This is a genomic window from Bacillus sp. FJAT-29937, assembly GCF_001509555.1.
In the GTDB taxonomy this organism is placed as follows: domain Bacteria; phylum Bacillota; class Bacilli; order Bacillales; family Cytobacillaceae; genus Cytobacillus.
On sequence record NZ_LMAS01000007.1, the window covers coordinates 81,877 to 107,901 of the forward strand.

General features: G+C 33.4%; 33 protein-coding genes. 4 read left to right on the forward strand and 29 right to left on the reverse strand.

Going from position 1 to position 26,025, the window contains the following annotated elements; genetic code table 11:
• Nucleotides 1-122 precede the first annotated feature (122 nt).
• The 5 genes from AR328_RS16015 to AR328_RS16035 all read right to left on the reverse strand — a co-directional run bounded on the left by AR328_RS16015 (nucleotide 123) and on the right by AR328_RS16035 (nucleotide 3,685).
• Entirely contained in the window at nucleotides 123-638 is a 516-nt protein-coding gene (locus AR328_RS16015) for a hypothetical protein (protein ID WP_066297747.1), read from the reverse strand.
• A 12-nt stretch (nucleotides 639-650) separates the two neighbouring features.
• The gene (locus tag AR328_RS16020; RefSeq protein ID WP_066297750.1) at nucleotides 651-1,226 is read right to left on the reverse strand and encodes a hypothetical protein; all 576 of its coding nucleotides are present in this window, start codon (nucleotides 1,224-1,226) and stop codon (nucleotides 651-653) included.
• A 220-nt stretch (nucleotides 1,227-1,446) separates the two neighbouring features.
• A complete protein-coding gene (locus AR328_RS16025) occupies nucleotides 1,447-1,812 on the reverse strand; it encodes a hypothetical protein (RefSeq protein ID WP_066297755.1) in 366 nt (121 codons plus the stop codon).
• A gap of 96 nt (nucleotides 1,813-1,908) precedes the next feature.
• Nucleotides 1,909-3,240 (reverse strand): helix-turn-helix domain-containing protein, encoded by a 1,332-nt coding sequence (locus AR328_RS16030; RefSeq protein WP_066297757.1) that lies wholly within the window; start codon nucleotides 3,238-3,240, stop codon nucleotides 1,909-1,911.
• 115 nt (nucleotides 3,241-3,355) lie between these two features.
• Entirely contained in the window at nucleotides 3,356-3,685 is a 330-nt protein-coding gene (locus tag AR328_RS16035) for a hypothetical protein (protein ID WP_066297759.1), read from the reverse strand.
• Between the two features lie 358 nt (nucleotides 3,686-4,043).
• Between AR328_RS16035 and AR328_RS16040 the strand changes: the two genes are divergently transcribed.
• Nucleotides 4,044-4,928, forward strand: a complete 885-nt coding sequence (locus AR328_RS16040) for a hypothetical protein (RefSeq protein ID WP_066297761.1) — start codon at nucleotides 4,044-4,046, stop codon at nucleotides 4,926-4,928.
• Between the two features lie 100 nt (nucleotides 4,929-5,028).
• Entirely contained in the window at nucleotides 5,029-5,223 is a 195-nt protein-coding gene (locus tag AR328_RS16045; RefSeq protein ID WP_066297763.1) for a hypothetical protein, read from the forward strand.
• Between the two features lie 164 nt (nucleotides 5,224-5,387).
• Here AR328_RS16045 and AR328_RS16050 read toward each other — a convergent pair whose 3' ends face one another.
• The 5 genes from AR328_RS16050 to holA form a co-directional block, all read right to left on the reverse strand.
• On the reverse strand, nucleotides 5,388-5,633 hold the full coding sequence (locus AR328_RS16050) for a hypothetical protein (RefSeq protein WP_066297765.1): 246 nt from the start codon (nucleotides 5,631-5,633) through the stop codon (nucleotides 5,388-5,390).
• 31 nt (nucleotides 5,634-5,664) lie between these two features.
• On the reverse strand, nucleotides 5,665-7,722 hold the full coding sequence (locus tag AR328_RS16055; protein WP_066297767.1) for an ATP-dependent helicase: 2,058 nt from the start codon (nucleotides 7,720-7,722) through the stop codon (nucleotides 5,665-5,667).
• An 18-nt stretch (nucleotides 7,723-7,740) separates the two neighbouring features.
• Nucleotides 7,741-9,441 carry a phosphoadenosine phosphosulfate reductase domain-containing protein gene (locus tag AR328_RS16060; RefSeq protein WP_066297769.1) on the reverse strand — a complete coding sequence of 567 codons (1,701 nt, stop codon included), beginning with the start codon at nucleotides 9,439-9,441 and terminating at the stop codon, nucleotides 7,741-7,743.
• A gap of 116 nt (nucleotides 9,442-9,557) precedes the next feature.
• Nucleotides 9,558-9,767 carry a hypothetical protein gene (locus tag AR328_RS16065; RefSeq protein ID WP_066297776.1) on the reverse strand — a complete coding sequence of 70 codons (210 nt, stop codon included), beginning with the start codon at nucleotides 9,765-9,767 and terminating at the stop codon, nucleotides 9,558-9,560.
• Between the two features lie 31 nt (nucleotides 9,768-9,798).
• The gene (holA, locus tag AR328_RS16070) at nucleotides 9,799-10,773 is read right to left on the reverse strand and encodes a DNA polymerase III subunit delta (RefSeq protein WP_066297779.1); all 975 of its coding nucleotides are present in this window, start codon (nucleotides 10,771-10,773) and stop codon (nucleotides 9,799-9,801) included.
• A 91-nt stretch (nucleotides 10,774-10,864) separates the two neighbouring features.
• Here holA and AR328_RS23125 point away from each other — a divergent pair, with 91 nt between their 5' ends.
• Nucleotides 10,865-11,053, forward strand: a complete 189-nt coding sequence (locus tag AR328_RS23125) for a hypothetical protein (RefSeq protein WP_082677276.1) — start codon at nucleotides 10,865-10,867, stop codon at nucleotides 11,051-11,053.
• A 220-nt stretch (nucleotides 11,054-11,273) separates the two neighbouring features.
• On the opposite strand, the gene AR328_RS22615 is transcribed toward AR328_RS23125, so the two are convergent.
• The 6 genes from AR328_RS22615 to AR328_RS16090 all read right to left on the reverse strand — a co-directional run bounded on the left by AR328_RS22615 (nucleotide 11,274) and on the right by AR328_RS16090 (nucleotide 16,107).
• On the reverse strand, nucleotides 11,274-11,429 hold the full coding sequence (locus AR328_RS22615; RefSeq protein ID WP_156422713.1) for a hypothetical protein: 156 nt from the start codon (nucleotides 11,427-11,429) through the stop codon (nucleotides 11,274-11,276).
• A 61-nt stretch (nucleotides 11,430-11,490) separates the two neighbouring features.
• The gene (locus AR328_RS16075; protein WP_066297781.1) at nucleotides 11,491-11,688 is read right to left on the reverse strand and encodes a hypothetical protein; all 198 of its coding nucleotides are present in this window, start codon (nucleotides 11,686-11,688) and stop codon (nucleotides 11,491-11,493) included.
• On the reverse strand, nucleotides 11,678-13,276 hold the full coding sequence (locus AR328_RS16080; RefSeq protein WP_066297787.1) for a DNA cytosine methyltransferase: 1,599 nt from the start codon (nucleotides 13,274-13,276) through the stop codon (nucleotides 11,678-11,680). Before AR328_RS16080 ends, AR328_RS16075 begins: the two co-directional genes overlap by 11 nt.
• Nucleotides 13,277-14,014: 738 nt before the next feature.
• The gene (locus tag AR328_RS16085; protein WP_066297790.1) at nucleotides 14,015-14,833 is read right to left on the reverse strand and encodes a DUF7828 domain-containing protein; all 819 of its coding nucleotides are present in this window, start codon (nucleotides 14,831-14,833) and stop codon (nucleotides 14,015-14,017) included.
• A 48-nt stretch (nucleotides 14,834-14,881) separates the two neighbouring features.
• Complete coding sequence (locus AR328_RS22620) at nucleotides 14,882-15,052, reverse strand: hypothetical protein (RefSeq protein WP_156422714.1); 171 nt, start codon at nucleotides 15,050-15,052, stop codon at nucleotides 14,882-14,884.
• A gap of 125 nt (nucleotides 15,053-15,177) precedes the next feature.
• On the reverse strand, nucleotides 15,178-16,107 hold the full coding sequence (locus AR328_RS16090) for a hypothetical protein (protein ID WP_066297793.1): 930 nt from the start codon (nucleotides 16,105-16,107) through the stop codon (nucleotides 15,178-15,180).
• Between the two features lie 217 nt (nucleotides 16,108-16,324).
• Here AR328_RS16090 and AR328_RS16095 point away from each other — a divergent pair, with 217 nt between their 5' ends.
• Nucleotides 16,325-16,750, forward strand: a complete 426-nt coding sequence (locus tag AR328_RS16095) for a hypothetical protein (RefSeq protein ID WP_066297796.1) — start codon at nucleotides 16,325-16,327, stop codon at nucleotides 16,748-16,750.
• Nucleotides 16,751-17,175: 425 nt separating this feature from the next.
• Here AR328_RS16095 and AR328_RS16105 read toward each other — a convergent pair whose 3' ends face one another.
• From AR328_RS16105 to AR328_RS16170, 13 genes are all read right to left on the reverse strand, one after another.
• Nucleotides 17,176-17,361, reverse strand: coding sequence for a hypothetical protein (locus AR328_RS16105; protein ID WP_066297798.1), 186 nt, complete (start codon nucleotides 17,359-17,361; stop codon nucleotides 17,176-17,178).
• 258 nt (nucleotides 17,362-17,619) lie between these two features.
• Nucleotides 17,620-17,799 (reverse strand): hypothetical protein, encoded by a 180-nt coding sequence (locus AR328_RS16110; protein WP_066297806.1) that lies wholly within the window; start codon nucleotides 17,797-17,799, stop codon nucleotides 17,620-17,622.
• A gap of 77 nt (nucleotides 17,800-17,876) precedes the next feature.
• On the reverse strand, nucleotides 17,877-18,230 hold the full coding sequence (locus AR328_RS16115) for a hypothetical protein (protein ID WP_066297809.1): 354 nt from the start codon (nucleotides 18,228-18,230) through the stop codon (nucleotides 17,877-17,879).
• A 727-nt stretch (nucleotides 18,231-18,957) separates the two neighbouring features.
• Nucleotides 18,958-19,185, reverse strand: coding sequence for a hypothetical protein (locus tag AR328_RS16125; RefSeq protein ID WP_066297814.1), 228 nt, complete (start codon nucleotides 19,183-19,185; stop codon nucleotides 18,958-18,960).
• Nucleotides 19,186-19,263: 78 nt separating this feature from the next.
• On the reverse strand, nucleotides 19,264-20,034 hold the full coding sequence (locus AR328_RS16130) for a hypothetical protein (protein ID WP_231734924.1): 771 nt from the start codon (nucleotides 20,032-20,034) through the stop codon (nucleotides 19,264-19,266).
• A 543-nt stretch (nucleotides 20,035-20,577) separates the two neighbouring features.
• Nucleotides 20,578-21,036: a hypothetical protein gene (locus AR328_RS16135; protein ID WP_231734927.1), complete on the reverse strand. Its 459-nt coding sequence runs from the start codon at nucleotides 21,034-21,036 to the stop codon at nucleotides 20,578-20,580.
• A 63-nt stretch (nucleotides 21,037-21,099) separates the two neighbouring features.
• Nucleotides 21,100-21,312 carry a DUF2187 family protein gene (locus AR328_RS16140; protein ID WP_066297823.1) on the reverse strand — a complete coding sequence of 71 codons (213 nt, stop codon included), beginning with the start codon at nucleotides 21,310-21,312 and terminating at the stop codon, nucleotides 21,100-21,102.
• A 264-nt stretch (nucleotides 21,313-21,576) separates the two neighbouring features.
• Nucleotides 21,577-22,815, reverse strand: coding sequence for a hypothetical protein (locus AR328_RS16145; RefSeq protein ID WP_231734945.1), 1,239 nt, complete (start codon nucleotides 22,813-22,815; stop codon nucleotides 21,577-21,579).
• Nucleotides 22,816-23,134: 319 nt separating this feature from the next.
• Nucleotides 23,135-23,281: a helix-turn-helix domain-containing protein gene (locus AR328_RS22625; protein ID WP_156422715.1), complete on the reverse strand. Its 147-nt coding sequence runs from the start codon at nucleotides 23,279-23,281 to the stop codon at nucleotides 23,135-23,137.
• A gap of 898 nt (nucleotides 23,282-24,179) precedes the next feature.
• The gene (locus AR328_RS16155; RefSeq protein ID WP_066297830.1) at nucleotides 24,180-24,686 is read right to left on the reverse strand and encodes a hypothetical protein; all 507 of its coding nucleotides are present in this window, start codon (nucleotides 24,684-24,686) and stop codon (nucleotides 24,180-24,182) included.
• A 91-nt stretch (nucleotides 24,687-24,777) separates the two neighbouring features.
• Entirely contained in the window at nucleotides 24,778-24,993 is a 216-nt protein-coding gene (locus tag AR328_RS16160; protein WP_066297833.1) for a hypothetical protein, read from the reverse strand.
• 118 nt (nucleotides 24,994-25,111) lie between these two features.
• Nucleotides 25,112-25,492 (reverse strand): DUF4258 domain-containing protein, encoded by a 381-nt coding sequence (locus AR328_RS16165; protein ID WP_066297836.1) that lies wholly within the window; start codon nucleotides 25,490-25,492, stop codon nucleotides 25,112-25,114.
• Nucleotides 25,493-25,550: 58 nt separating this feature from the next.
• The gene (locus AR328_RS16170) at nucleotides 25,551-25,838 is read right to left on the reverse strand and encodes a hypothetical protein (protein WP_066297837.1); all 288 of its coding nucleotides are present in this window, start codon (nucleotides 25,836-25,838) and stop codon (nucleotides 25,551-25,553) included.
• Between the last annotated feature and the right edge of the window lie 187 nt (nucleotides 25,839-26,025).

Below are 26,025 nucleotides of genomic sequence, written 5' to 3' on the forward strand. Positions count from 1 at the left end.
ATTTCATCATCTCTTAATCCTATAAGATGATAATATTTTTGTTTAGTAGGGATATGAGTTACCGTTAATAGTACAAGAACGTCTTCTTTAATATTGGGAATCATTCGGCTTTCCTCAACATTTTAGAAAAGTGTTAACTGATCGCCAGGCATATAAGGCTTATTAACGGCAAGATTTTGTATTGGTTTGAATGAAAAAGTAATATTGTCCCTAATAAGTAATTCACTGTCCTGAATCGTTATTACTTTCATAAAACTTGAATCTGATGCTTTAGTAAATTCAAAGTCTTTAATCATTGTCTCTTTTACTATTTTTAGATTTGTAGGATCCTCTTCTGTGAAAGAAATACTGCCCCTAACTTCAAAGTCATTAAATAAGTTTTCAAGTAAATAGACTTTATTAAAGAGATGTCTATAAACTTGTATGTATTGTTCAATTGATGTTTTAAGACGACCGTGAAATTTAAGCTCTCCTATTTCCGCTAGTCCTCCTCTTTCTCCTATAACCATCCAATGAACATACTCCCATCCGTGAGCTAATTTTTCCCACCCATTATCCGTTTCGATTAATGTAATTAAATTTTTTTCTTTTGTGTTATTACTCAATCTATAAGCTTTACGGTTTTTTTCAATAATCAATTGTTTCACTCCTCATATACGGGCCCTTTTGTTTTTTATTCGAAAGTAAATTGACACTTCCTCTGTATTCAATTTCAAAGGAAATTCACCCAATAAGAAAAATAAATCCTTTAGTTTGTTTATTTTAGTCTCATAAACTCTTTTATCTTTGTTGTAATAATTCGTACCTATCATGAAGTACTCAAGAGTTTGAATTATGGTAACTAAGTGCTTATCTAGACATGCACTTTCCAAATTGTCTACTTTTTCAATTACTGAATAAATCTCGAAGTCATTCAGTAATTCATTTATATTTCTGGAATTTGCAATTTTGGAGCGGTATAGTTTAATATATTCTTCAATCGTAGTCCAAATACTATCATTCCAACCTTTTGCTCTTTGCAATATTCCACCCTCCACTTGGCCAGAACGTTTCCCTATTACTCTCCATAGATCTTTTTCATTTCCAGCAGCAGCAAGGTGCCAATCACGAGCTCTAAGATTTGTATTGGATTCGTAAACATTACTATCTCCTTCTTTTATAAATAGGAGCAGCCGTTTATTTGAATCTTTGTACACCACCCGGTTATACTCAATCAAAAAAGACATTTCTATTCCTCCTTAAAAAGTTTTTTAAACAAAAAAAGCCCAACAAAGTATCGTTTAGGCATTAATAAACGATCACTCTGTTGAGCGTTTCTTGTAAAGTTGATGTTTCCCAATCCGCATGGTTTGGGGTGAAAGAAAGCAAATCTTAGTTTTATATTATCATATATTTAAGTAATAAAACTAATGAATTCTAAAACAATATTAAGTGAACAATTACAATCTAGTATTCATAAAAATGGTCACTTATATCAAAAAATAGACCGTATTTATTACGGAGCTTTAAATATTCATTTGCTGATAATCGATGCTCTAATAATTGAGATAAATGTGACTCACATAAGTAAATTTGGGTAGACTTGTTCATTTCTTGTACCTCATATTGAAGATCGGCTTTTTTACTATTACATAAGGAGCAAGGTAAGAGTTCAGTAATTTCAGTTGATAACCGAATTAATTCATCGCTTTTATTATATTCGTGGATATGTAATGTACATAATGAAATTTTGTAAGACCCATTATCTATAGTTGTTAGTAATTCTGTCGCTTGGATATTACATGAAGGAAAACTACATATTTTGTTATCCATGTTCAAGAATCTCCTTAAAAGAATTTATGACATGATGATTGTAACACTTTAAGGATAAATAGGGAAAAACAATATGTGAAAACAATAAGACATTCACTATAAAGTTATATATAGCTTCGGGTGTAAAAATTTAAACTGTACTGGATTAAAATGCTTGTTTAAAACTGAAGAATAGAATTCCTGAGCTGCTCGCTTATAACTAGATTCACTGTCCTCATTTGGACCTAATTGGGCAAGTTCAAAAAATAATATCCCCTTATAAATAGAATGGGACTCTTCTGGAAATGACTCCAATGCCATTTTTATTAACCTTTCTTGTTCTACCTGATTTGGATCAAATAACTCTACATACTTTGATTTTAGATAATATGAAAAAGAATGAGAGGCAGATTTTGGGTACTTATTTATAAAGGTGTTAATGTAATTTATTAGTATTTCAGCTTGTTCCTTGTCCTTCCGCTTCAATGCACTATTTAATAAGGCTTGCGATAGTAATATTGATAAATCTTCAGAATCGTTGATTTTAACTAATTGATTTAAATATAGTTCTAAAAAGTTAAAGATTTCTCCTATATATCTATCAAACTTTTTTACCTGTATATCATGCAGGTAGATAAAAAGAAGTAAACTTCTGATAAAAGTGTCATAATCATTATTTTTGAAAAAGTCAGACCTGAGTTGGTAAATCTTTTCGATGGGTTCACCATAATTTCCTGTTAGGACTTCTAATAAAGCTGAAAGATATTTTATTTTTGGATCATTACTAATATAAAGCCGCTCCATCTTTTCAATAATTATTTTTGACTCTGCAATATTTCCTTTTGTTGCCTGTATCACAGCAAGATTATACTGTATTTTATTCAACTCGGCTTTATCTACAATTAATTCAGATGCTTTTAATGTCATATCAAGGGCGGTATTAAAATCACCTAAAGAATAGTTGATCACGCCAGCTAATATAAGGGACTTAGATTGAATGCTTAGTTCAACTTCATTACGGGCTGTATGATTTAATATCTTTTGAAGATAAAGAAATACTCCTTTATATTCGCCCATTTTATGCGATAGTAGGGCTCTTAAATAATACAGATGAAAATGTGTAGTTTCTTCTTTTGTCATATTTTCTAATTCTTTAATTAAGTATTTTGCGTGTTCAAAAAAGTTGAGGAAAATACAATTTTCAATTTCTGAAATTTTTGAGTGAATCTCATTAAGAAATACCCTCTCATTTTCAGGCATTAATTCATCTTTTGTTACTCCGAGCCTAGCACATATCGATAATAGTTCTTTTTCGGTAATCTCTGTAATCCCGTTCTCAATATTGGACATTTTTCCAAGAGAAAAAAGCCCTGTGGCCAAATCTCTTAATGTAATGTTTTTTTCTTTTCTTACCTTTCTAATATTCAATCCTAATTTAATTCTATCCATAAACAGCAATCCCCTATAAACGTCATTTTTCTAAGTATAATCGACAAATTGGATAGTTTAAAGATATAGGATTGAAAATACAAAAAAAGGTAACTAGTAAGTCACCTTTCAATGATTATTGAAATCTATATCCCCCAAAAGCAATATGTTTAAAAATTCTAGTAACATCAGAGTTGGCGTATCCTAATTGTGCATTTCCTTCTTCTTTCGCAAATCCATGAAGTTGATATCCTACTGAAAAATAAAGTTGATCCGTCAACCTCTTCGCTTTTTCCTTGGTAAAAGGGTTTGATGACATTGAGAGAACTGAAACCAAATACGTTTTTGCTAGTGCGGTTGCTGCCTCCTCTTTGTCTAACTGTAACCATTGAATTCTATCTATTCTATCTTCTAAATTAACTTCCTGGATAAGTTCTTTTGTTCGAGGGTATTTTTCTAGATTCATTGTTAATCACCTCATATTTATTTTGTTGTCATTTTCTCATAATTAAACAGTTTAGGCAAAATACCACAAGTTTGGTATAAAAATATGTAAAACGTTACAGTCCATCCAGCAATTTATAATCATTAATTGCTTTGCAGCACTATCTATCATGATTTTCCTATTGGATGACCATTTAAGGAAAAGAAGGGGTTTTAGAAAACTTACCTAATATTTATTATATTAGAGAATTTCTTCGCCAAGGTTGGAAAATGTGAAAGTAAAGAAAGGGTTTACTAATTAAATTTATCTAGATATTTGCTTCTTTTAAATCCACATACATGGCCTATGAACTTTTATAAAATTAGAAAGAGGGGAAAACATGAAAAAGATTTTTTTGACCGCTGCAATTTTGCTACTTCTAGCAGCTTGTTCTTCTGCAACTGAGACTGTAGAGCAAGAGGTAAACGAAGCTGTACCAACCGAGGAAGAAAGGGATACATTCCTAGGAACGAACGAATTCATTGAAGAATATGAACACATTGTATCGAACGAAAATGGAGGACTAGTTTATCTTACTATTAAAATGAATGGTGATTTTAATCAGAAGAAAATAAGTGATCAATACCTGTATTTGGTCGATTTTTATGAAGATTATAATGAGAAGTTTAGAGGATTGCTTCCCAGCTTTCTAAATAGTTTAAATGTATATTTAAATGATACGGAATTTCCTACATATAGAGTAAATTTGAAGAATTTCTCATTAGTAGCGATGAACATAGATATTGCTCGAGAAATAGGCCAAAGACCGAGCGATAAACTACTACAAATACTTGATAACTTAGATATAACTCAAGTTATGTCTGGAACACAATCGGGTCTTACGCTTGCAGAAGTAGAAAGTAGAGTTGAGCCACCTATAAAAGGAACAATCATTACATCCTCAGAGGAGGTACAAGGTGCTCTTTCTTCAGGCTATGCTTCAAATTCAGGAAGTTCATCAAGTTTAAATAGCAACAAGGACTCAGAAACTTATATTGACGGAATGACCGGATATGGATGGAGAAACTTGACAGACAATCAAAAGTTTCATGCTGTATCGAACGCGTTATATAGTTTGGACCAGAATGGCTATATAATCCTAGAAAGTGAATATTTCTATATTGATGCTTTAAATGAATTTTATACCACTTCTACAACTATGGATACGTTTGTGAATGAAGCATTGGTATCGATTGGGATCATGTCAAAAACCATTACTAAATAATCCCTAATAGGTTGCAACTCCATAAATTAATTACCTATTCGGGCCTGTCAGTAAAGTGCGGAAATTCTTGATTATATTTTTATTAATAAGGGGGATGAAATTGGATAGAAAGTTATTAGGGTATATTGTAAGTTCTTTCGGATTAGGTATATTAGCAAGTGCAGTAATTTACCCAATGGGTTATTTGGAATCAGTAACTGTATTTCGTACAATGACTTTTATTGGAACTTTATTAATCGCCCTTGGAGTTTTTATACGTCCCACAGGTAAAAAAAAGAAAACAGAAGTTGAATGATACTAATTTCTAAGTTTGTGAAGAAGACTGAAATTGACTTTTTTATGGATTGAAACTTTCCTTTGCGTTGTAAATCCGCATTTTCCTTATACTACCCCTTATTGGAATAACCCTTATATACAAAAGCACTTTTCCCCTGCCGAGCAAGAGAAAGTGCTTTTGTTTTATTTCTTAAACTTCCAAAATACATTGTATCGGGAAAATGACCGACTTACACCGTCATCGTCTACAATTGTAAAACCCAATAACTCCTTATTTTTAAATTTATATTTTTTATTTGGTGTTAAACCAGCTTTATTGGGCACCTTATGAATGGGTAAACCCAAAGCAAGGGTCAAACTTGTTGTTTTTGTTGTTTCTATACCTTTGTAAACGCCATAGTTTGCTTTTTCAAAGGAAGTGTAAAACATAGTGGCTTCCTCCCTATCATAAAGCCTTTGGTCAATTAGAAAAGGCTTCAACTAAAAATCGCGATATACTGGTACTTTTTCCTCTGTAATTTTTAGGGGAAGAAATGATCAACTCTTCTTTTGCCCTGGATACGGCGACATAAGCGATCCTTCTTTCCTCTTCCAATGCATCATGTTGTTTATCAGTACTACCAGCTTCTCTACGATCCGTTTGGCCATTAGCATTGTCTATGGCTTTATGGGGAAGAATCCCATCTACTACTCCCAATAGATAGACACACGGAAATTCCAGCCCTTTAGAGCTGTGCATAGTCATTAAATGAATAGCATCTTCCCTATTATCATCCATATCTTTCTGTTTGGGTATTATTTGATTGATAAAGCTGACGAACTCCTCGATTGTTTGGAATTTTTCGGCTGCTGTTTCTAATTCATCCAGCGCATCGGTTATCCACTCTTTGCTTAACGTTAAAGTTTTACGTTTATTTATATCTAGGTACTCTTCATACCTAAAGGGGCCTTTACGAATAAATTGAATAGCCTCTTTTGGTCTCATAGACTTTAACTTTTTAATGCTGTCAATTCGATTGAATACTTGTTCCTTATGGTAGGGTTTCATTCCCTGGATTCCTAGTAGTAGCCCGAGATAGTCTAATTGCCTTTCTGAATGAGCAAACTTCATGAGATGTTGTTCTACATTTTCCTTATTTAAATAAAGGGTTGGAGCAATGTCTACAATCGCTTTTATGTTGTTAGGATCCAGCGATAATTTTAGATAAGAAAGGATTGGCTGTATTAACGGATTCTCATAAAACGACTTTTTTGAACCATGTGCGATGAAGGGAATCCCTTGTATAGTTAATTCATCTAATATCGCTCTTGATAAACTATGGGTTCTATATAGTACAGCAAAATCACTATATGCCCTTTTCCCAGCCGTTACTTCTGAAATAATGTTTTGAACAATTAGTTTAGCTTCATGATCAGCATTATATGGCCTCATATAGAGCGGGCTCATAGTTGACGGCTGAACTGATTTTAAAACCTTCCCTAACCGATTTTTATTATGTCTGATGAGAGAATTACCTAATCCAACTATGCTATCGATCGATCTATAATTTGTATCGAGAGTGATTTGAGTTAAATTAGGAAATTCATTTTTTAGATTTAGAATGATACCAATTTCACTGCCTGAAAAATGGTAAATGCACTGATCTTCGTCTCCCACTACTAATAAATTTTCATGTACTGGGTTTAAAATCATTTTTATTAATTCTTTTTGTACGAGATTACAGTCTTGAAATTCATCGACACATATATATTGAAACCGATTTTGTAATTGTTCTCTCAGCTCTTCATTATGTTTTAATAAATGTACCGATTCTAGAAGAATATCGGAAAATTCCATTAAATTTTGTTGTTCTTTCCTTTTTTCAAATAGATAATAGATTTCCTTTATCTCTTTTTCAATCAATGTACTTGCCTGAATATGATGTGGCTTCATCATTTTATTTTTATATGAGGATATGAAGGTTAAAAGTGATTCTGGCTCATATGTGTCCTTTATATTCATTTCTTTTAAAACTTGCTGTATAAGGATTTCTTTTTGCTTATTACTAGATAATATTTTTTGAGCATATCCTTGAGAGCGTAATAGTTTTAAAAATACGGAATGAAAGGTTCCAGCCACAATCTGTTCAGGGTTAAATCGACTTATACCTGGTAACTTACTAATTCTTTCAATCATTTCGTTTGCTGCCTTTTGCGTAAAGCTTAAAAGCATAATCGCATTTGCGGGAACTTTTAACACATTAAGTAAGTAGGCGGTACGGCTGGTTAAGACCCTTGTTTTCCCACTGCCAGCTCCTGCAATAACTAAGTGAGGGCCATTTTTAGCCCTCACTGCTTGTAACTGATCCTTAGTCAGGTAGATTCCTTCTTTTTCAAGAGAGCGAAAAAAGAAGGAATCGATTTCACTATTATCAACTAAATCAACGGTAGATTTATTTACTACAACTTCAGCAATAGGAAGTTTGCCTTTAGTGCTATTTAAAGGGAATTTAAATCCTTGTTTTTCTTTTACAAACATAAGAAGTCCTCCTAAAATTTATAGAGCAAAGGCTAATTGTCCCTCTTCAAATTGACTTTCAATAAGGTTTGGGATTTTATTAGGCTGCTTTTCCTGCTTCTCTGTAAGTCCTTCTGAAAGAGCGGAGAGAATCAAATGATTTATTGCCGCCTTTTGTGTTTCCTCTGTAAAATGGCCATACTGCCATCCTAGCCATTTGTATGCGTACTCATATGCTTGTTCCTGAGTCTTAATCCCTTCTTTGCATACAACAAAAGTTGCCTTATTCCATACCAGTTTTTTGTCCCTAAATTCTTGAGCTTCGGGGAAAAAGAATAAGCTTGTAAGAGTTTCGCGCTGCCTCTTTTTGAAAAACTGATAAAACTCTACTTCTTCCATATTTAATTCAACGGTAACGTAGAAGATTTTATTGGGATTTACAGTCTTTTTGTAATTGACTATTTGATATTTACGGAACCGTTCCTTTTTAAAAACAAGCTGTCCGTCATAATGAAAAGGTTCAGGATTTATTTGGTCCCGGGATATTATGATTTGATCAGTATCTTTCCATTGCTCTAATATAGCCAGAATTTCTTCTTCGGAAATTAGCGTTTCTCCAAGTTCCTGCTGTGTGTGTAGCAATGCTTTTAGTAGTATCATTCTTCCTTCAACCGTTAATGAACCAGGTTCATAGATATCGTATTTTGCCCGTTTAAAGGTTTCATAACGATTTATATCTTTAGTTGAGTCATCTAAATCAAAAAGGTCTATTTTACCCTTATCAAGCTCATACTCATTAACCTTTTTGTTATAAGTCTGCCTTCGCATAAGTTCTCTGTATCGAATATCATTTCTCATGTTGAGCATTAAATTTTTCCAATCTAATAATCCCTGGTATGGTTTACCTTCCTCAATAAATCGAAGAAGCATTGGATCATTCCCGCTAACCAATCCACAGGTCCAGCAACCAATTCTTGAACCTGAACCACCACAGGCATTCCCGACATCCGTTGATGTTTTCAGACCACATTCCAAAATATCTTCACCATACTGAAGGGTAAGGTCCTCAACACTAATGCCAAAAGGGAGCCTTCCAAAATTTAGAAGTTCAAACCATAGCTCATCACTACCTATGAACTTAATTGGTGACATAACACGAATTTCTTTGAAATCAACATGTCTTGAGAATAGTCCATTCTTAGAAATTTCAAAGTTTCTAATGTTGGCAGCTCTACGGGCTGACTCCTCCAATCGAAGGCCTAACATCAGTGTTAAAGCATGTTCTTCACCTATAGTCGTGGGAGCGGAAGCAATTAACTCCTTTAATAAATTTCTCGAAGGTGAAATCTTGAGCGCACTTGTACACCATCTAGGTGATTCCGGTGTTGGAACAAGTGTCCCTCTGCCTAAAATCTTAAACCAAAACGAACTCTTTAAAGTAGGTTCCAATTTATGCACTTGAATAGGCAGCTGATCGACCTTCCCTTGATGTTCAATTTTCTGTAAGGTACCCTTAATAAATTCGGAAATTGCGGGTACTTCCACCTTCGTATCCGATGTCATGATATGAACCGTTTTGGTTCGATTCTCTAATGGAATAGACTTCAACACTTCCCATAATAGAGCAAGCATAAGGCTAGAATCTTTCCCACCTGAGTATCCCACTACTATTGGTTTACCATCTTCTAAGTACACCTTTTTCATTTCACTTTTTATTTGTGTAATCATGTCATTCGCCATTTTTTTTTCCTCCTTAAAAAGGGAAAGCCCATTAAGGAATGTTCTATATTAAATAGAATCATTTCCCTAATGGGCCATCTTTTCTTGATTAGAAAACTCTATTAAGATTCTCGACATTAGCCATCCATAAGGCTAGCTAATAATACAATTCCAACCATGAACGCAGAGGTTAATAAACCAACTGACAAAGTATATAGACGGTTTTTGATTACTAGGTTTCGCTGCCTCTTTTCTTCTTTTGCTTTCTCTAATGCCACTTTCTGCATATTATTATTGCGAATTCTTTCTGCTAATGATTTATGCTCTACTACATAAATGTTTTTCATTGTATACCCACTCCTTAAAAAGTTTTCTCATTTAAGCTACTTGCGTTAAAAATATTTCCAAGGATAACTCTTTTGGAATTTGCCCTGTTTTCATTTTGAAATCGAGATTAGACAGGAGAGAAAGAATATTAAGTAGCTGATCTGCATTGTATTGTTCACACATATATAAGGTTGAACTTACGACGTAAGGATGCAACTTTAATTTAGATGCCATTTCCCCGTTCGATGCTCCCTGTTTTTGCAATTCCTTTAGCTGAAATATAATTCGGAACTGTCTAGCAATCAGATTAATAATCTTTATCGAATCTTCACCCTGTTTTAACATGTCATCCAGCAATTCAAAGGCTTGATTAATTTGCTTATTCATAATACTGTTGATTAATTTAAAAATATCTTGCTCCAATGTTCTGGATACTAACATTTCTACATCTTCAACCGCCAGTTCATTTCCCTTACCGATATATAGCGACATTTTCACAATTTCTTGTTCTAATTGGAAAAGGTTAGAGCCAATATAGTTAATAAGGAGATTAATAGCATCGGTTGACATAGAAATATTTTCTTTTCTTGAACGATTGTAAATCCAATCAAACAATTGACTTCCTTTTATGGATTTTGCCTCATAGACATTGGCCAATTTCTTAATATTCTTTACTACTTTTTTTCTCCCATCCATCTTTTCATAAGGAATAATGAGAATAAAAGTAGTATCTTCATTAGGAGATTCCAAATAAGAATAAAGACCGTCTAGATCGTGTTCCACTTTCTCCTTACTTTTTTCTGTAGTTAAGAAATAACAATCTTTCACAATGACGACTCGTTTACCTCCTAATAAGGAGAGGGTTTGACAATCATCAATTGCTTCTTGAATAGATGTTTCCCTCGCGTCATGAACACTTACAGCAAATTCAATCTCTTCAGGAGGAAGAGTTTTACTAATTATTTCATTTTTCTTTTGTTCTAAAAGATAAGCTTCCAATCCGTATAAAACATAAACGGGTTTCATCTTGTTTGCTCCTTCCTGCCATACAGATTTTGTAGGACCCAAGCCCATAACATCATATAAAAAGCGTTTAGGAACATCATCGGAAGATTAAATGTTAGAGTATAGATTGCTACTAACACTCCCGCATACGCCCACAGAGAAAGAAGAAAAATCCTGTACATTCACACCACTCCTTAAAAAGTTTTTAAAAAAAGGCAAAAAAAAGCACCTTTTTCAAATTGATTTAAAAGAACTACAAAAAAGTAGTTTAAATCACCTTGAAAAAAGTGCTTTTGAATAAAAATAATATTTCGCCTGCGTAGGTGAAACAAAAAAGTAAAAGGAAATATATAGTTAATTATATATTAGATTATTAAAAAAAGAAACTAACAAAACAAAAGGCCTATCAGTGATAAGCCTTTTGTTTAATACTCCGGAACAAGTTTTTTAATCTTCAAAGTATAGCGTTTTTCATAAGGTAGTCCTTATTGCAATACAATTTTGTATTGTGACACAAGTAGTTAATTAAACATTACAAATTCCTTGCCCACAGAAATCAAATCTCCATCTTCATTCGCGACAATGTATCGCTCTTCATTGGTTTCAGGAATTTGTTCTCTTGCTACAACATAACCAGCAATTTTCTGTTCATTTATAATAACTACACATTTTTTCATTTCGCTGCCACCCTAACTATTAATCTTTTAACACTTTAGGTGTCTTAAAAGAACGATAATTTTAATAATCTCTTATCAACATTGATTTCATTCGTTCTTTAATATAAATAAGAAGGAAATTGCTGTTTATACCTGTTTCTGACTCAATATTCTGCTCAATCAATTGCTGCCATTTATCTAAAAAAGCATTTAACTTTTTAAATGATAGGTTTAGTAACATAATGAGCTTTTCTGCTATTTGTAATAGATTAGCTGTCATAATCAACTTCTCCTTGTACTTCCGCATATTCGTTTTCGTTATAAGGGGTTACCCATATTTCCTCTCCAGACATTAACCATTCACCAGACTCATTTGCAAGCAATGTTCTTAACATGGTATCAGCAATGGCTTGAGCCGCTGCTGGAGGCACCATGTTGCCAATTCGCTCTCTAAATCTAGCATCACTGTTTCCTGCTAGTTTAAGTGGTTCTCCAGAGTAGAGAGTTAGAGGTAAACTTTGCAAAACACCTAATTCTAGTGTTGTTAGAGGTCTGTGCCATGTTCCATCTTCAGCAATAATAATAAATACCCCTTGTTGAGTTTCTTCTGGAATTCGCGGGTCAGCTACAGCTGCAGAACCAGCATGGATATCCCCCGCTCCAATTACAGTTTTACTTGGCTCATCCCATTTTTGAACACCCATTGTTCCAGCACGTGGGCTACAAGTTAACCGTGGATCTTCAATACTTTGTGCACCCGCCTGAATGTCTTGAGTACCTGTTACTGTTGTAGCTTGGCCGTCCCATTTAAGAACTTGCCATTTGTTTGTATACCTACCCTTTTGATGATCTAGCCTTGGATCTGCGATACATGGTGCTCCATTATTAGGACGCATAGCACCGGTAACTGTTTTACCCGTGTCATCCCATTTTTGTACCCTATAAATTGCGTGATGAGTATCACTTTTGAATCCTGTGCTTGGGTTTGATACTTTAACAGATAGGGGCCCAGGTGATTGAGTGATGATGTATTTTTCCCAATCACAATTCTCTAAGTCTCTCCAATCCCCTCCTGCTGGAATCAGCGCAAGACGAACCCAAGTTTTCCATTGAAGATTTGGTAATTGATGAAGTTTCCCGTATTTTCCTTGACCAGGGAGCGGCAAATTACCTAATACTTCACCAATACTTTTAAGTTTTAATGTGGGTGGCTTATATACAAATGCATCTAATTTTGCGGGATTCCTTGCAATCATTAAATATCTCTTTCTCTTTTGTGCCAAGCCTCCAATTTCTCCACAATCATGATAGTTATTTCTATCATCGTTTATGGCATATCCAAACAATTCAAGTTGTTGTTTAATTTGTTCTAGTAGGTGCTTCCCACGAGTCGTAATTCGTGGTACATTTTCTAGTAGAATAAGTGCTGGAAGATTATCCGAGTAAGCCTCTAAAATAAGCTGTATACTTCGAACAGTTAACTTGTTCAAGGCTTGGTACTTTTGAGTTTTTGCTGAAGCTTCAGGTAGTAAACCTGAAAAACCTTTGCAGGGAGGACTCGTAAAAATAACGTCAGGAATATCTCCCACAATTTTTCTAAGTTTCCCTGGAGTTATCTCCTCCCAACTTTCTGGTGGTTGTTTTCCATGAAATTGAATGTATTGTTCCCGACTAAATAGGTCTAAATTTTCTGCTCTATTGCCTGTTAAGTTTTGATAATCTTCACAGGCTTCAGGATCTACATCAATCCCACATATATTTTCAAATTTACCTTGAATCCCTCTATAATTTTCCTGTGCATTTGCAAATCCTATACTGCCTCCTCCAATTCCGCAGAAAAGGTGAAGAACCTTGTATGTTTTTTCCATAATCATTTACACTCCTTAAAAAGTTTTCAAATAAAAAAACAGCAAGATATACCTGCTGCTTGTTAACTATCAATTTTATGATTTTTTAACCCTTACTAAAATTTGTCGCTAAGAAAAACATAAATTTTAATTAGTGACCAAGCAGTAAAGATCAGACTGGCTATAGTTGCTACTATATTTTTCACTACCTTCAGTACAAAGACTAAAGCGACTACTCCTAGAATAAATAACCATGTTGACGATGTAGTTAATAAGGATATTAATAAATCCATATTGAATTCTCCTTTTTCATATTAGTTTTTTATGAAATTGAATATCCAACAAACTGATTTAACGGTTTGCTGGTGCAGTTATTACAGATTTGAAGCAGCTCTTGAGTGAGATCTGAGATTTTTTCATCCTCACTTACCTCTCGACCGCATCCGCAACAACTAAATTTAATTTTTTTCATAACAAATTCCACTCCTTAAAAAGTTTTTAAAAGTGTTTTAAACGAAAAAAAACACTTTCTCCAATGAATAATGTCAAAAAGACAGATTTCTGCCTTATGGCGATTATTCACTCGAAAAAGTGTTTTTATATAGAATACCCTAATCCCGCTTGGGTTTAGATTTGAATAAATTAGTAATATAGAATAATCTTACCTTTAATTTCTATATTTCTCAATACCATAATTTAAAAAAGGCCTGTTAATTCGGCCCTTTTCATTATTGTTCCTTCTGGACTAAACTATTCAATTTACCTCAGAAAATCTAAATAACTATTTGATTTGATAGCCATTTCAACTGCGCGGCCATTATAGTCATTTTTCTTTAAGAATCCATAAGCTAGTATCTTTTTATTTTCTAATTGTCCTTTACTAAAAGTAAAATGAGGAAAGTATTTTTCAAATACAACTAAAGAAAACTTTTTTTCGGTGTGAAAGGAAATGAAATAGACCTTTTCCCTTTTTATGAATTGTTTGATAGTCCCATAAACAAAATAAGGAACGGTATCATGCAATTGATTTTTCCATAAAAGATCAAAGGCTTCTTCAGGTGTAATAATAAGTTCAGTTAATGGTATTTTCTTTCCTTTAATCGTTAACATTACGGATGCCAGTAAATCAGGCTGATTTAACTCGATTAGTTTAACAATAGCCTTTAATGAAGAAATACTACTAGTTGTTGAGCTGTTTCCTTTTACCACTACTTTCGTAGGATCAAAAGGCTTTTGTTCCCTATCGACAGACCGGGGCTCGTAATCGGGGTCAATTCGATTCAAATTTAGTCTTATCATGACAGGGGGTATGTTTTTTTCTATAAATTCTGTTTGTAATTCTTGCACCTTGTTAAGGGATTCTTCAAATGTTAGGGGGCGTGCAAAAGCGCAAGCTTCATGATGTATGGAATCCCCTTTACCGGTTGTTTTAAAGTATGAGGATGTGTTTTCCGTTGCAGATACATATACAAGAGGTGAGTTGCATTTTTTATCGATACAATATATATTACCGTGCTTTTCCAATTGATATTCGTGTGCTTTAATGATCCTCCCTTGGTGATTTCTTGCACTATTCATTCCGTAGTTACCTCCTTTCAATAACCAAAACACCTTAAGATGTCTTGGTTATTGAATGCTTGAATAATAATTTTTAATTTTTATTAAATCCTCTTCTTTGTAGCTAAATCCATTTTCTATTTTAAAAATGGTACTGGGTAATAAATTACATGCATTGCCTACCTCGATTAGCAGCAAATTCCTATTTTTTCTTATTTCTTTTAAAGTTGCTGATTTCATTTGGTTCCCCCTCCTTCCATAAAAAAAGGAAACACCAAACTAATCCTTTAATAAAGGTTAGCGGTGCTTCCGCGTTTTGTTAAAATATTTTATTAATCATATATTACCATATTTATTGTAATAACTTAGTGTTTTTTGTTAATAATTTTTAATTTACTGTTCTCTTCCTGTAACTTTTCAATTTTTTCGTATAATTCCTTTGTATCCGCTCTAAATTGCGAGTAAAGAAGCTCCCTTAACTCACGTTCAATTACTAACACAGCTTTTTCTTTTGCAAGCTCAGCTTCATTTTGTATCCGAGCAATCTTTAAATCAAATTCGGCATCTTTCTGTTTCATTTCAGTCTCAAGGGAAGTTATTCTCTCTTTTAGGCTTTTATTCTCTTCATTAATAGGTTCCGACTTCTTTAGTTCTTCAATAAAATTAACAATTTGCTGATTTAATCGGTCCTTTTCTTCTTTATGATGTTTCCTTAATTCTTCTTGATCTTTAAATGTTTTCGCACGTTCTTCAGAAAACTCATTTCGTAATTTACTAATTTCAAGTTCGTTTTTTTCCTTATCTTCTTCAAGGCTTTTAATGCTTTTTCTTAATTGTTCCTCTAGCTTGTCGAATCCATCTATTTTGTTTTGAAGCTGGATAATATGATTATTGGCATCTTGAAGTTGGTCATGACTGTTTTGTAGCTGATTTTCAACATGTTGAACGTCACTTTTAAGATTTTTAATTTGTTCTTCATATTCTTTTTCTTTTGCGGAGCTTAAATTTATCCAGTTATTCTTTTCTACTGCGACACGATTCATCTGAGAAATAAATAAGGACGTAATGGAATTAGTTGCATCTTTTAGTGCAGCAAGGTCACTACTAAAGTGTCTTCGTAAATCTGCAGGTACACCGTTTTTTTCAAGCACTAGTTCATTTGTTGATATTTGATTAATGACATCTTCGAACCATTCTCCAGGTTGTTTGCCAGATTCATTTATTATCTGTTCAACAGTGTTGTTTAAACTAATAGGGACTCGAAATGATCTTACTTTATCTTTTTTTTCCTCCATGGGATCACATCCTTTATTAAAATTTTACGTAAACATAAAAACAGTATTGTTTACATGAAAAACCCACTCGCTACAAGGTGTTGACAATGTTTACATGTATATAAAAATCAAAAAATAATCCTATTTGCTGAAAGTTTATTTTAATTATATTTTGTCAATAATGGGTAACGGTTAACTTGGTTAACCGGTTTTAAAATTATAAAGGGAAATGAAAGGTATGTCTGTAACATTGGGGCAAAAAGTGGAACTGGAAGTTCGTGATAATTATAATAAACTAATAGATCAGTATCAAGCGGATGGAAGAATTTTTAAAAAAGGTGAACTGTTCGGGACCGTCTATAACGACCATCTTGAGGTTGAAAAAAAGAGGCAGTTTTTAAATTCTTGTAGTGATAATTCGCAGGAAATCAGCAGCTATTTAACTAGAATTTTTGATTTGTTGGTACAAGGAGTAGAACAACTTAAAAATAGAATGATATTGGTACAAAAACAACTTTATGAAGAATTGGCTTTACGGGATATTCGAATAAAAGAGCTGGAAACTACTATACGTATACAAAAAGAGCAACTGCAAGAGAAAATCATAGAAAATAATGACTTGAGGAAAGGTTTAGAAAGAATGATGAAAAAAACAAAGTTATGAAAAGAGAAAATCAGAGACCAATAGCCAAAAAGATTTATTAACGATAGCAGCAGCTATTTGTCTCTATCGTAACTATACTTCTCTTATAAATGAACATGCTAACGTATTAAATGCTAAATAATGTTACATTACTTTGTTTAACAAACTTTATGTAGCTGTAATTATTAAGTCAATAATTATGTTAAATCAAATAAATAAACTGTTATTATAATGGCTATGAAAGATGTAATTATCATCGATACTGTACCGGTAATAATCTTTTTCTTCTTTTCTAAAGGCATCGCAATTCGGGATATTAGCAAATAAAGATAAGTAGCAGCTCCCATTGAAACTAAAACAAAGATAATAAAAATATTTAAAATCAAAGCATACACACCCTAAGTAAAATATCTATCATTTTGAATCATTAAAGTTTAGTTACGCTTTTACGTCATATCTGCAGATTTCAAAGTTCGTTTTGCTTTGTTGAATTCCGCTCTGAATCGATCCAAAACCCATTCTCTTTCATACTGGTTTTCATCTGCAACTTCATCAAAAATCAGGAATACCTCTTCTACAAGTTCAGCAATCCGTTTCATTGCTTGTTTATAGAGCATTTCATCTTCCGTCAAGCTATCGCCCCTTTCTGCAAAATATGAGTCTAGTAAACTCTTTGCTTAATGTGTTCATCTAACTTTTTCTGATATATAAAATGATATAAATGCAATTGCAGCACCAATAAAAATACCAATGACCATTCCATGATAAAATGTCATTTAAAAAACTCCTTAATCGAACTATTGCTTATTAAATAGATGTTCTACTCATCTATCCACACTTTATTTGGGCGAAGGTGATCATTTTATTTCATATAATCTTCGTACTACGAATTATTTATTTCCTTTTTTCACAAACTCTTTCATTTTTTCAATCAGTTTTATGGCGAATTCTTTTTCAATTTTTTCTTTTTGATTCTTTGGTTTAATTTCGGATACTCCTTCTAAATAACCAAGGGAAAACATGAATATATCAGATTTTTCTTTTTCATTAAGTTCATTATCCCAATTCAATTTTCAACACTCCTTATTTCGTAGTTTGGGTCGAAAAGTCATTTTATAACCAGACATTCAACTAGTTGCAACTCAATTTAATCAGAGCTGCTGCTACCTGAATCGCTGGAATCACTGGAACTATATGAGCTAAAACTGCTAATTGGTGAACTATAATCATTGTTATTACTATAATCGTTGACGCTATTATATTTAGTTGCGTTTGTTTCAATACTACTGTTTATTTCTTCGCTGTCTTTTAATTTTTTATGTCCACTTAAATCACTAGCAGTATCCCAATAATCATAAGAGTCATTTGCATTAAGTTTTTTTGCAGTTGAAGTAGTATTACGTTTATGTCTTCTATTAGAATTATCGTTAAAAAATTTTGATAACATGATAAAAGGTAATACTAGCATGACTATCCCTAGTAATAATAAAATCATTTCCATAATTTAACCCTCTCTTTCATAATTAATACACCCTTTTTTCATATCAACGGAGAATGCTTTTCTTATGCCTACTGCTTCATCTTTTCTAATTGTGTTACTAATTCATGTATTATTATTACCTACATCTTGCTCCTTAAAGCCATTAAAGAACTAAAATAGAATAAGATATGTTCCAAGAGTAGCAAAAATTGATAAAAATAGAGCAAGCAACACACCTTTGATACTCTTTTTTTAAATTGCTGGTATGCCAAAAACTAATGCTGAAATTAAAAACAAAAAGATTAAAAGAATTCCTGGCTCAGCAGTAGTAGGGATCAAATTGATTTTATCTATTAGCATATTTCTCTCCTTACTTATGATCTCTTACTAGAGAACGGATTTGAGTTTAACCGCTTCTAAATACCACGAAGGGGTGAAGTTAAGAACATTCTCTTTTTGAATGGTGTGTATAATGATTCATCTTGATGATGTAACGGGAAAAATTTATGTGAAAATCTAAATACCTTGCCTTGGGCGTATACAATCCAATTCCAGTCAATTGAAATAATGTTAGAATACTCACAGATTTTCTTGATGACTTCTTCAGTTTGTTGTTTGCTAGGTTGTCTTGATCCCAGATCAAAAAGATGAATGTGATTTGACCTTGGATCAATGTGGATTTCAAATTTGTTAACGAGCTCAAGGGGTAAATTTATCATTATTTCTCCTTTTTACATTTTCTTCTTTATTATCGGATTGTGAGTTCTTCATCAGAAATGTTTAATTCATATTTTGCCTGTTCAATAGCATCCAAGTTAATGGCTGAACCGATTTCAGGATACAAAACCTTTAATTCTAATTTTGCTTTCTGTTTTTCTTCTTCTGTACCGTAATTAAGCATTCCGTTCAAAACGATCATCTTTTGCAGCATGACCGCTGTATCTAATTGATTTAAACCATTAATAGTCGGTTTCATAAATAACCCTCCTAAAATTTGTATTAATTGTATAGTAAATCAATATTACAAATTAAAGCAAAAAACCTAACAAGCAAATCAAAGAAATTGAAGGACCTGGCGTAGATAATGTTGTATTTCCTTTACACGATGAGCAGCATCATCAGCAATCTGTTTTAAATGGATCTCTCCTTCTGGAGTAATTCTTAGAAACCGTTTTGTCCTTTTCTCACTTTCCCACTGGCCAACCATAGAACCGCGGGACTCCATTTCTGATGCAATATCGTAGATATAGCCATTACTTGCTATCCAGCCAAATTTCATTTTGAGCAATTCACCAATTTCCCCCATATATACGCTTGTTCTTTTTGAAGCTGTTCTCAAAGTCACATATCGAACAAGGTCTTTTACGGAAATAATTTTAGAGAAATATCTTCTGTATTCTTCGGGCAGTTCCTCTTCCACAGGTGTATGTTCACCGGATCCTGTTAAATCGAATACAAATCGGTCGATGACCTTTTTTATCTCTAACAACCGCTCCTTAAAATTCTGCTGATACCAATCGTATAATTTTTTCCCTTTGGCAGAGATTTCATAAAAATTGCGTCCCGCTTCCCTGGACAAAAGTAAATCACCGCTATCAGCAAGCCCTTTGGCCGTTTTACATAAATAATCATAACTATGAACTTTACCTGAAAAATTGGATGTTAGTAAGTTGTACAGAGCCCTTGGATAATTGGGTCCTGAATCTTTTAGTTCCTTCAAAATAAATAATGTAAGAAACTCTCTTTGACTTAATCCAAGAGTTTCGACAGAAACTATTTTTTCATCTTTCTTCATCTTTTGCTGCACTCCTCTCGTGTTTTTCACAAAAACGCTCCAACTATTTTTCAGCAACAAAGGCCAATAAGAGGGGAGAACCTTATCGTTTTTTACTGCGTCACCATAAACCTCGATAGAATATATATTCTCTGGCCGTCCCCATTTGTCCTGCCTTCTCTACTTCATCTCCCCTTAAACCGCCTGTTTTTCTTTTTATTTTACCGGATTTATTTCATCGATCCGAATCATTCAATACTTCGGATTTATTTAATTATTTAATTCCTTCGAATCCATTCAATTATTCCGTACCATTAAATTCTTCGAATTTATTTATCGAAGGGTTGGGTGAGGGTTTGTCGCGCGTCTGGGCACTAGCTGCAGCAAAACCGAAAAACAAACGCCCTCCCACAGCATAGAGTCAAAAGCGGGCGGTTTAAGGAGGTTCATCGAACCGACAAAGAAATAACAAGTTGTCTAGAGCATTGCATAGGGAGGAGCGGGAGATCGGGGAATGCTACCAAGAGTAGATATATTCTATCGAGGTTTCCTTTGTAATATGTTATAGCAAGTAAGACTTGATAAGGGAGCGGGTTATGGAGATTCATTGGCTGATTTCTTACTCCCCTTCTGTAGCAGCTCTACTTTTAGTCGTACCCATTGGAAGAAGGAACGGATTTTAACCTTCGGTATCATTTTCTCAGGAAGGTCCCTTACTAGTTGCTCCATATCATCTTTTTCAAGGTATAAGTTAATAGATTTTATGTCCGTGATCGGTGTGAAAAATTCAATATTGATGACGATCTGCTCACCAGGAGCGGGTCTATATAATGTGTAACTCCAGTAGGTATGAGCAATCACCGCACGAAGAAAATCCGCTTTTTGAATTTCTTCCTTTATTAATCCTTGAACTGTCAGCTCAGGCAGTAAATTCACCTTAAATGCAGCGTTATTAGAATGTGTAATGACATCTAGTAAACTTCTTTGGACTCTTGTTAAGGTTTTCTTTATGTATAGTTTATTTTGACAATCATTGGATTCAATGGATTTCAAGAATTCCTTCAGCATTGTTTGTACCTACCTGACCAGTAGGTAGTTCCCCTCACTTTACTTGTTTTAAACGGGCATCTTTTTGTTAGCTTTCTTGGATACAGTATAGTTTTTATGTGCGACAATTGTTTTATTGGTTTCTAGATTAAGGAGTTCTCTATCCTTTTGAGAGATTTCAACCAATACGCTATTATCACGGACCAGGTAGACAATCCCTGTCATTTTGCAATCCTTTCTATTGAAAGTAACGTGATCACCAATATCAGCTTTTTTAGACATGCTTATTCCCCCTTAAATTTCTTGATAAAAAAGAAAAAGCACCGAATAGAAGGGGTTCCCTTCCATTCAGTGCTTCTGAATATTCATATTTTACCATTCTACTAGACAATTTTCAATGGCGATTAATTTAGCGTAAATTATCTAACCGTCATGAAAACGGAAAGCCTTCTTGCTTAAGATTTATGATATTTCCTTGGGTAATAAGCTAATTGCTAAAAAAGTAATTAGCAAAACTAAGAATACTTCTTTAAAGTTACCCATTTTTCATTCCTTCTCAAATGAGTACTCTACTTTAATCATATTAGAATCTTCTGCATCTCCTATTCCTAAGTAGTAATCTGGATTCGAAGATGGAGAGTGTAATACTACCCCTTTAAAATAGCTAGGAACAGCAGATTCCCCTAGCATCTGAAAGGATAAAATAAATCTTTTGTTCTTTGTATCGTATACTGGGTTTACTAACCTGTATTCTTTAGTAGAAAAATCGGGCGCTTGATAAAGACCCAATGGTATTCTACCAATATTAGCGTATGCATCCCATAACTCTTGGTCAATTGTTCCATTATAGATATACACTTTGAAAATACCCTTATCAGTCTCACTTATACCTTTTGTACTTATTTTATATCCGTTAAATTTACCATTATCGATAAATACTTGACCGCCGTCCGTAGGATTACTCTGACCTGACTCGTTATCTACCTTATACTCACCCTTCAACGCTAACGCTAATCGGTCTAATAGACGTTGTTTTGTTTTCGCGTCTTTTAGCACACCAATATCAAATTTCGCTTGGTTCGCTTGGTTATCGATTTTAGATTGGGATTCGTTAGCTCCTACCATCTTCGCTACTTTATCAACCGACATTTTCGCCGTAATTAATTGAGCATGTTGTTTTAGAATAGTCTCACCTGGGCTCTTATAAACCCTTAGAATTTCAGAGCGTGTTGATTGCCCATATACTTTGTAAAGTAATGTCGCTTGTTTACGAATTTCAGCAGAGATAGCATGATACTCCATTTCTGTCGCATTTGAAATAGGATCCGTTTTAAATAAAGTATTGAACTCATTAGCCCTATCAACGATCTTCCTACCCGATGTTATAGCATCGATATATGCTTGAGCACGTTGATAATATACTTTTACATTATCGTTTAGCTGTTTTAGCAAAGCTGTTTTGGCAGAAGAATTAGGTAAACGATCTAATGCCTGTTGAGCTTTAATCATAGAATCTTTCACATTATTATAAATAGACATATCAGGTTGAGTAATTGGGTTTTTAGGGTACTTTTGATTTCGATAGTCAATTGAAATTTCCCATTTTAATGCTCCCGCATGAGTTTCTGCTTTCTTTATGTAATCTTCAACTTGATTGGACTTTATTTGAGCTGCTTGTGTTTCTTTAGGAGTTAATATAGTATGTGTACTAGTAAAAGCAATAATAGAAGCTACTGTTAATTTGTTCACACTCATTAATACACGTTTTAATCCAATTTTTCTCACCAATTTATTTTTCCTCCTAGTTAAATTCACTTATATCCATAGTAGTAAAAAAGATATATATTTTATAACTCATTAATCCCTAAAGATAGTTAAAACGAGTCACTTTTATCAACTGAACTTCCTTACGAGATGATACGGGTAAACCTCTGGAACCTTGCCATATTAATAACCTGCAATACTAATATAACTAAAGTACATAATTCGACGAATTTCGGATTTATTCCTTCAAATTACCTATTTCTATATTAATACCTAGGGATTTTTAGTCGAAAAAGAAAATATAAAGCCCGATTATTAAAAATCGAGCCTCTAATTATTATTACTGATTAAACTTATCTCTAATTTTTGTAACTTCCTCTACAGGTAGTTTTAATTTTTTTGCAATTTCCTCTACAGGCACTTGCTTAAGTAGCAACTTAATGACATTGATGGTTTCGTCTATTATTTCTTCATCATAAGAAAACACTTTCCACCCTCCCACATGTAAATATTCAACGGCGATACACCGTGTAAAATACAAAAGCCCAGAGGAATTGCGTGTTAACCCCCCCTTTGAGCAGTCTATACTCAATAACTATTCCTATTAAGATTCCCAAAATCACCATTATAAGGATTAAAAAAATAACTTTCTTCTGTACGCTTAGAATAAAACACATAGACCTTCTCATTCTTATATTTTTGAAAATGTGTATATACTAACGAATCTTGCTGTCTATCTTCTAAAGAATTTAAAGCTTCCCCTACTGTATACTCGGGCTTAAATAAAAATATCGGTATTGGTATTAGTAGTAAGACTATTAACGATATTGTCTGAACAAACAGGCTCTTAAATCTTGATACCGGCCTTAAGAAAAGGATTATATTAAAGATTATTATAATGATTAAGTAAACTGATATTTTACCAATCCACATTATTTCTCCATATTTATCATTCACAAGGAAGATCAATAGATATTCAAATATACTAATGAAAATAATACTTAAAAATATTAGTTTTTTCGTCACTATTCAACACTCCATCTAGTGGAAATTGTTTACCTTGCGAATTCAGAAGAATCATGAACTGTGTCTCGCTCTCACTCAATTGATAAGCTACCACCGAATTCGATTAAAATGTCATCTATTGTTCCAATTATGTAAAATGTACCATCCTTATAAAATAATGTAAATATAGTCAACTGCTCCACCAAATATAGCAAACTTGATGTTTTCAGTGGAGACCGATACCTCCTACTTCTCTATTTAGCAGTATTAATCTTTCCACTACATCATCTTTTGTTTCAATAATATAGGATTCTTTCAACCTACGTTCCTCCAACAAAAAAAGACATCCGTTATTTCGATAACGGATGTCCTTCTAAATATTATTTTTTATCTTTTTTATTGATTATCTCCCAAACCTTAATTGTAGCATTTAATTCCTTTGCTAACTCTTCTGAGTTTTCATGGATATAAATTTTTGACTGTTTAGATGATTGCTCTTTCAGCAACATATCCAACTTTTCTTCAATTTTTTTATACCTTTCCGCTTCTTCTTGCTCTTTGATTAACCTTACCTTCTCATCTTGTTTTCTTTGAGAATACATTAGGGTAAATGAAAATAACGATAAAACAATGGAAAAATAGGCCATAAAGGTAGCAGTTAAATGAACGAATATTTTCAAACTATTTGCCCATCTTTTCTCCAAGGCTTCCTCTACATCTATTTTTTCTTGTTGCAGTTCCTCCGCGATTATTTCATTAAAGACCTTTAGTTCGTCCTGGTAAATGTTATAGTAATAATAGCCAACTACAAACAATAATAATGTTAACCCTATACCCAGAACTAAGTAAGTCCTTTCATAGAAGGTATTAGTAAATATTTTTTTCATTAATCATTCTCCTCTCTGTTTTTACTAAAATAGTATTTATAGTTTAAAAACATAAAAGGTTTACCACTAAAGGCAAACCTTAACTTAATTCTTATATTAGATTTTCGGTAGGGACATGCTCATACAATTGACTGAGCTGTTCGAACTCCATATACATTATGTCCTCTGACATCTTTTTTGAATAATCCTCAATCATCAGGAACGGTCTAAAAGCGATTTTTGTTTCACAATCGCACCGCTCAGCTGGTACATTATGAATCACTAATTTCCCTCTTGATGTGAGTTTTTCCTTAGTCACAGTAATCATGTGATAGTTTCCTCCGCACCTATGGCATTTCATCTTTTCCCGCTCCCCTATCATTTTAGGGGAAGTATAACATAAATAGTGTTACTCCTTAAAAAGTGTTATTAAACTCCTCAAAAAATTATGCTAAGAACCGGTTTTTCATTTTATCTTCCCTAAATACCGTGGCCAGACTCCTTATCATTGGTGTAGAACCGTTATAATATAAATTCACGCCTACTACCAGAATCCCATTGGAATTTTCAAAAGCGACTGTTCTTTTTAGATCGGGATTGCGATACCCGGGATAATTTCCGATGTCGTAGCCCTCGACTACTTTGCCGTTTAGTAAAGCTGCCGCTACCTCTTGAACGGATATTTTTCTTATTTCCATCTGTTCAAGAATATGTGTAGTTAAAATATTTTCTCCACTTAAAACAGCATGACGAATGGCTTGCATTTCCTTATCCCAATCACTCTGCATGTGATTATTGAATAATGCTTTCTTTTTCTGTTTTCTCATCTTATCTCCCTCCTTTAACAAATAAAAAAACCGCTAAATAGAGATAAGTAACATTTCTCTACCCAGCGGTATTTTTTGAAATTTCTCGAACCGAGACAATTTCAGTATTAACATAATCTTCAGCTCTTGTTGCTCCTTCTGGCCATAGAATAACATAATTAATACCTACTCTATCGTCATGCCAAAAGCCGCGAACCTCAAAGATTCCCTTTCCTTCACCTTCTATCTCAATTTCATAGATTTTTACTTGCTCAAGCAATTCCCAAGGTTTTTTATTCTTTCGAATAGGCCTTATATGCTTAGAAGGATTGAATTGAGGGTCAGTAAAGAAAGGATTAAAAATCATTCCAAATCACCTCCTTTAAAATAAAAAAGCCCTATGTAGGGAAAATGCCTAAAAAAAGCATTAATCACCTACATAGGGCGTATTGAAAAAAAGGATTACCTTCTCGCTTGAGATGGTATAAGAAATTTACTAAAAATATATAACTATTATATCCATTCCAGTCATGAAATTACAAGCAAGACTTTAT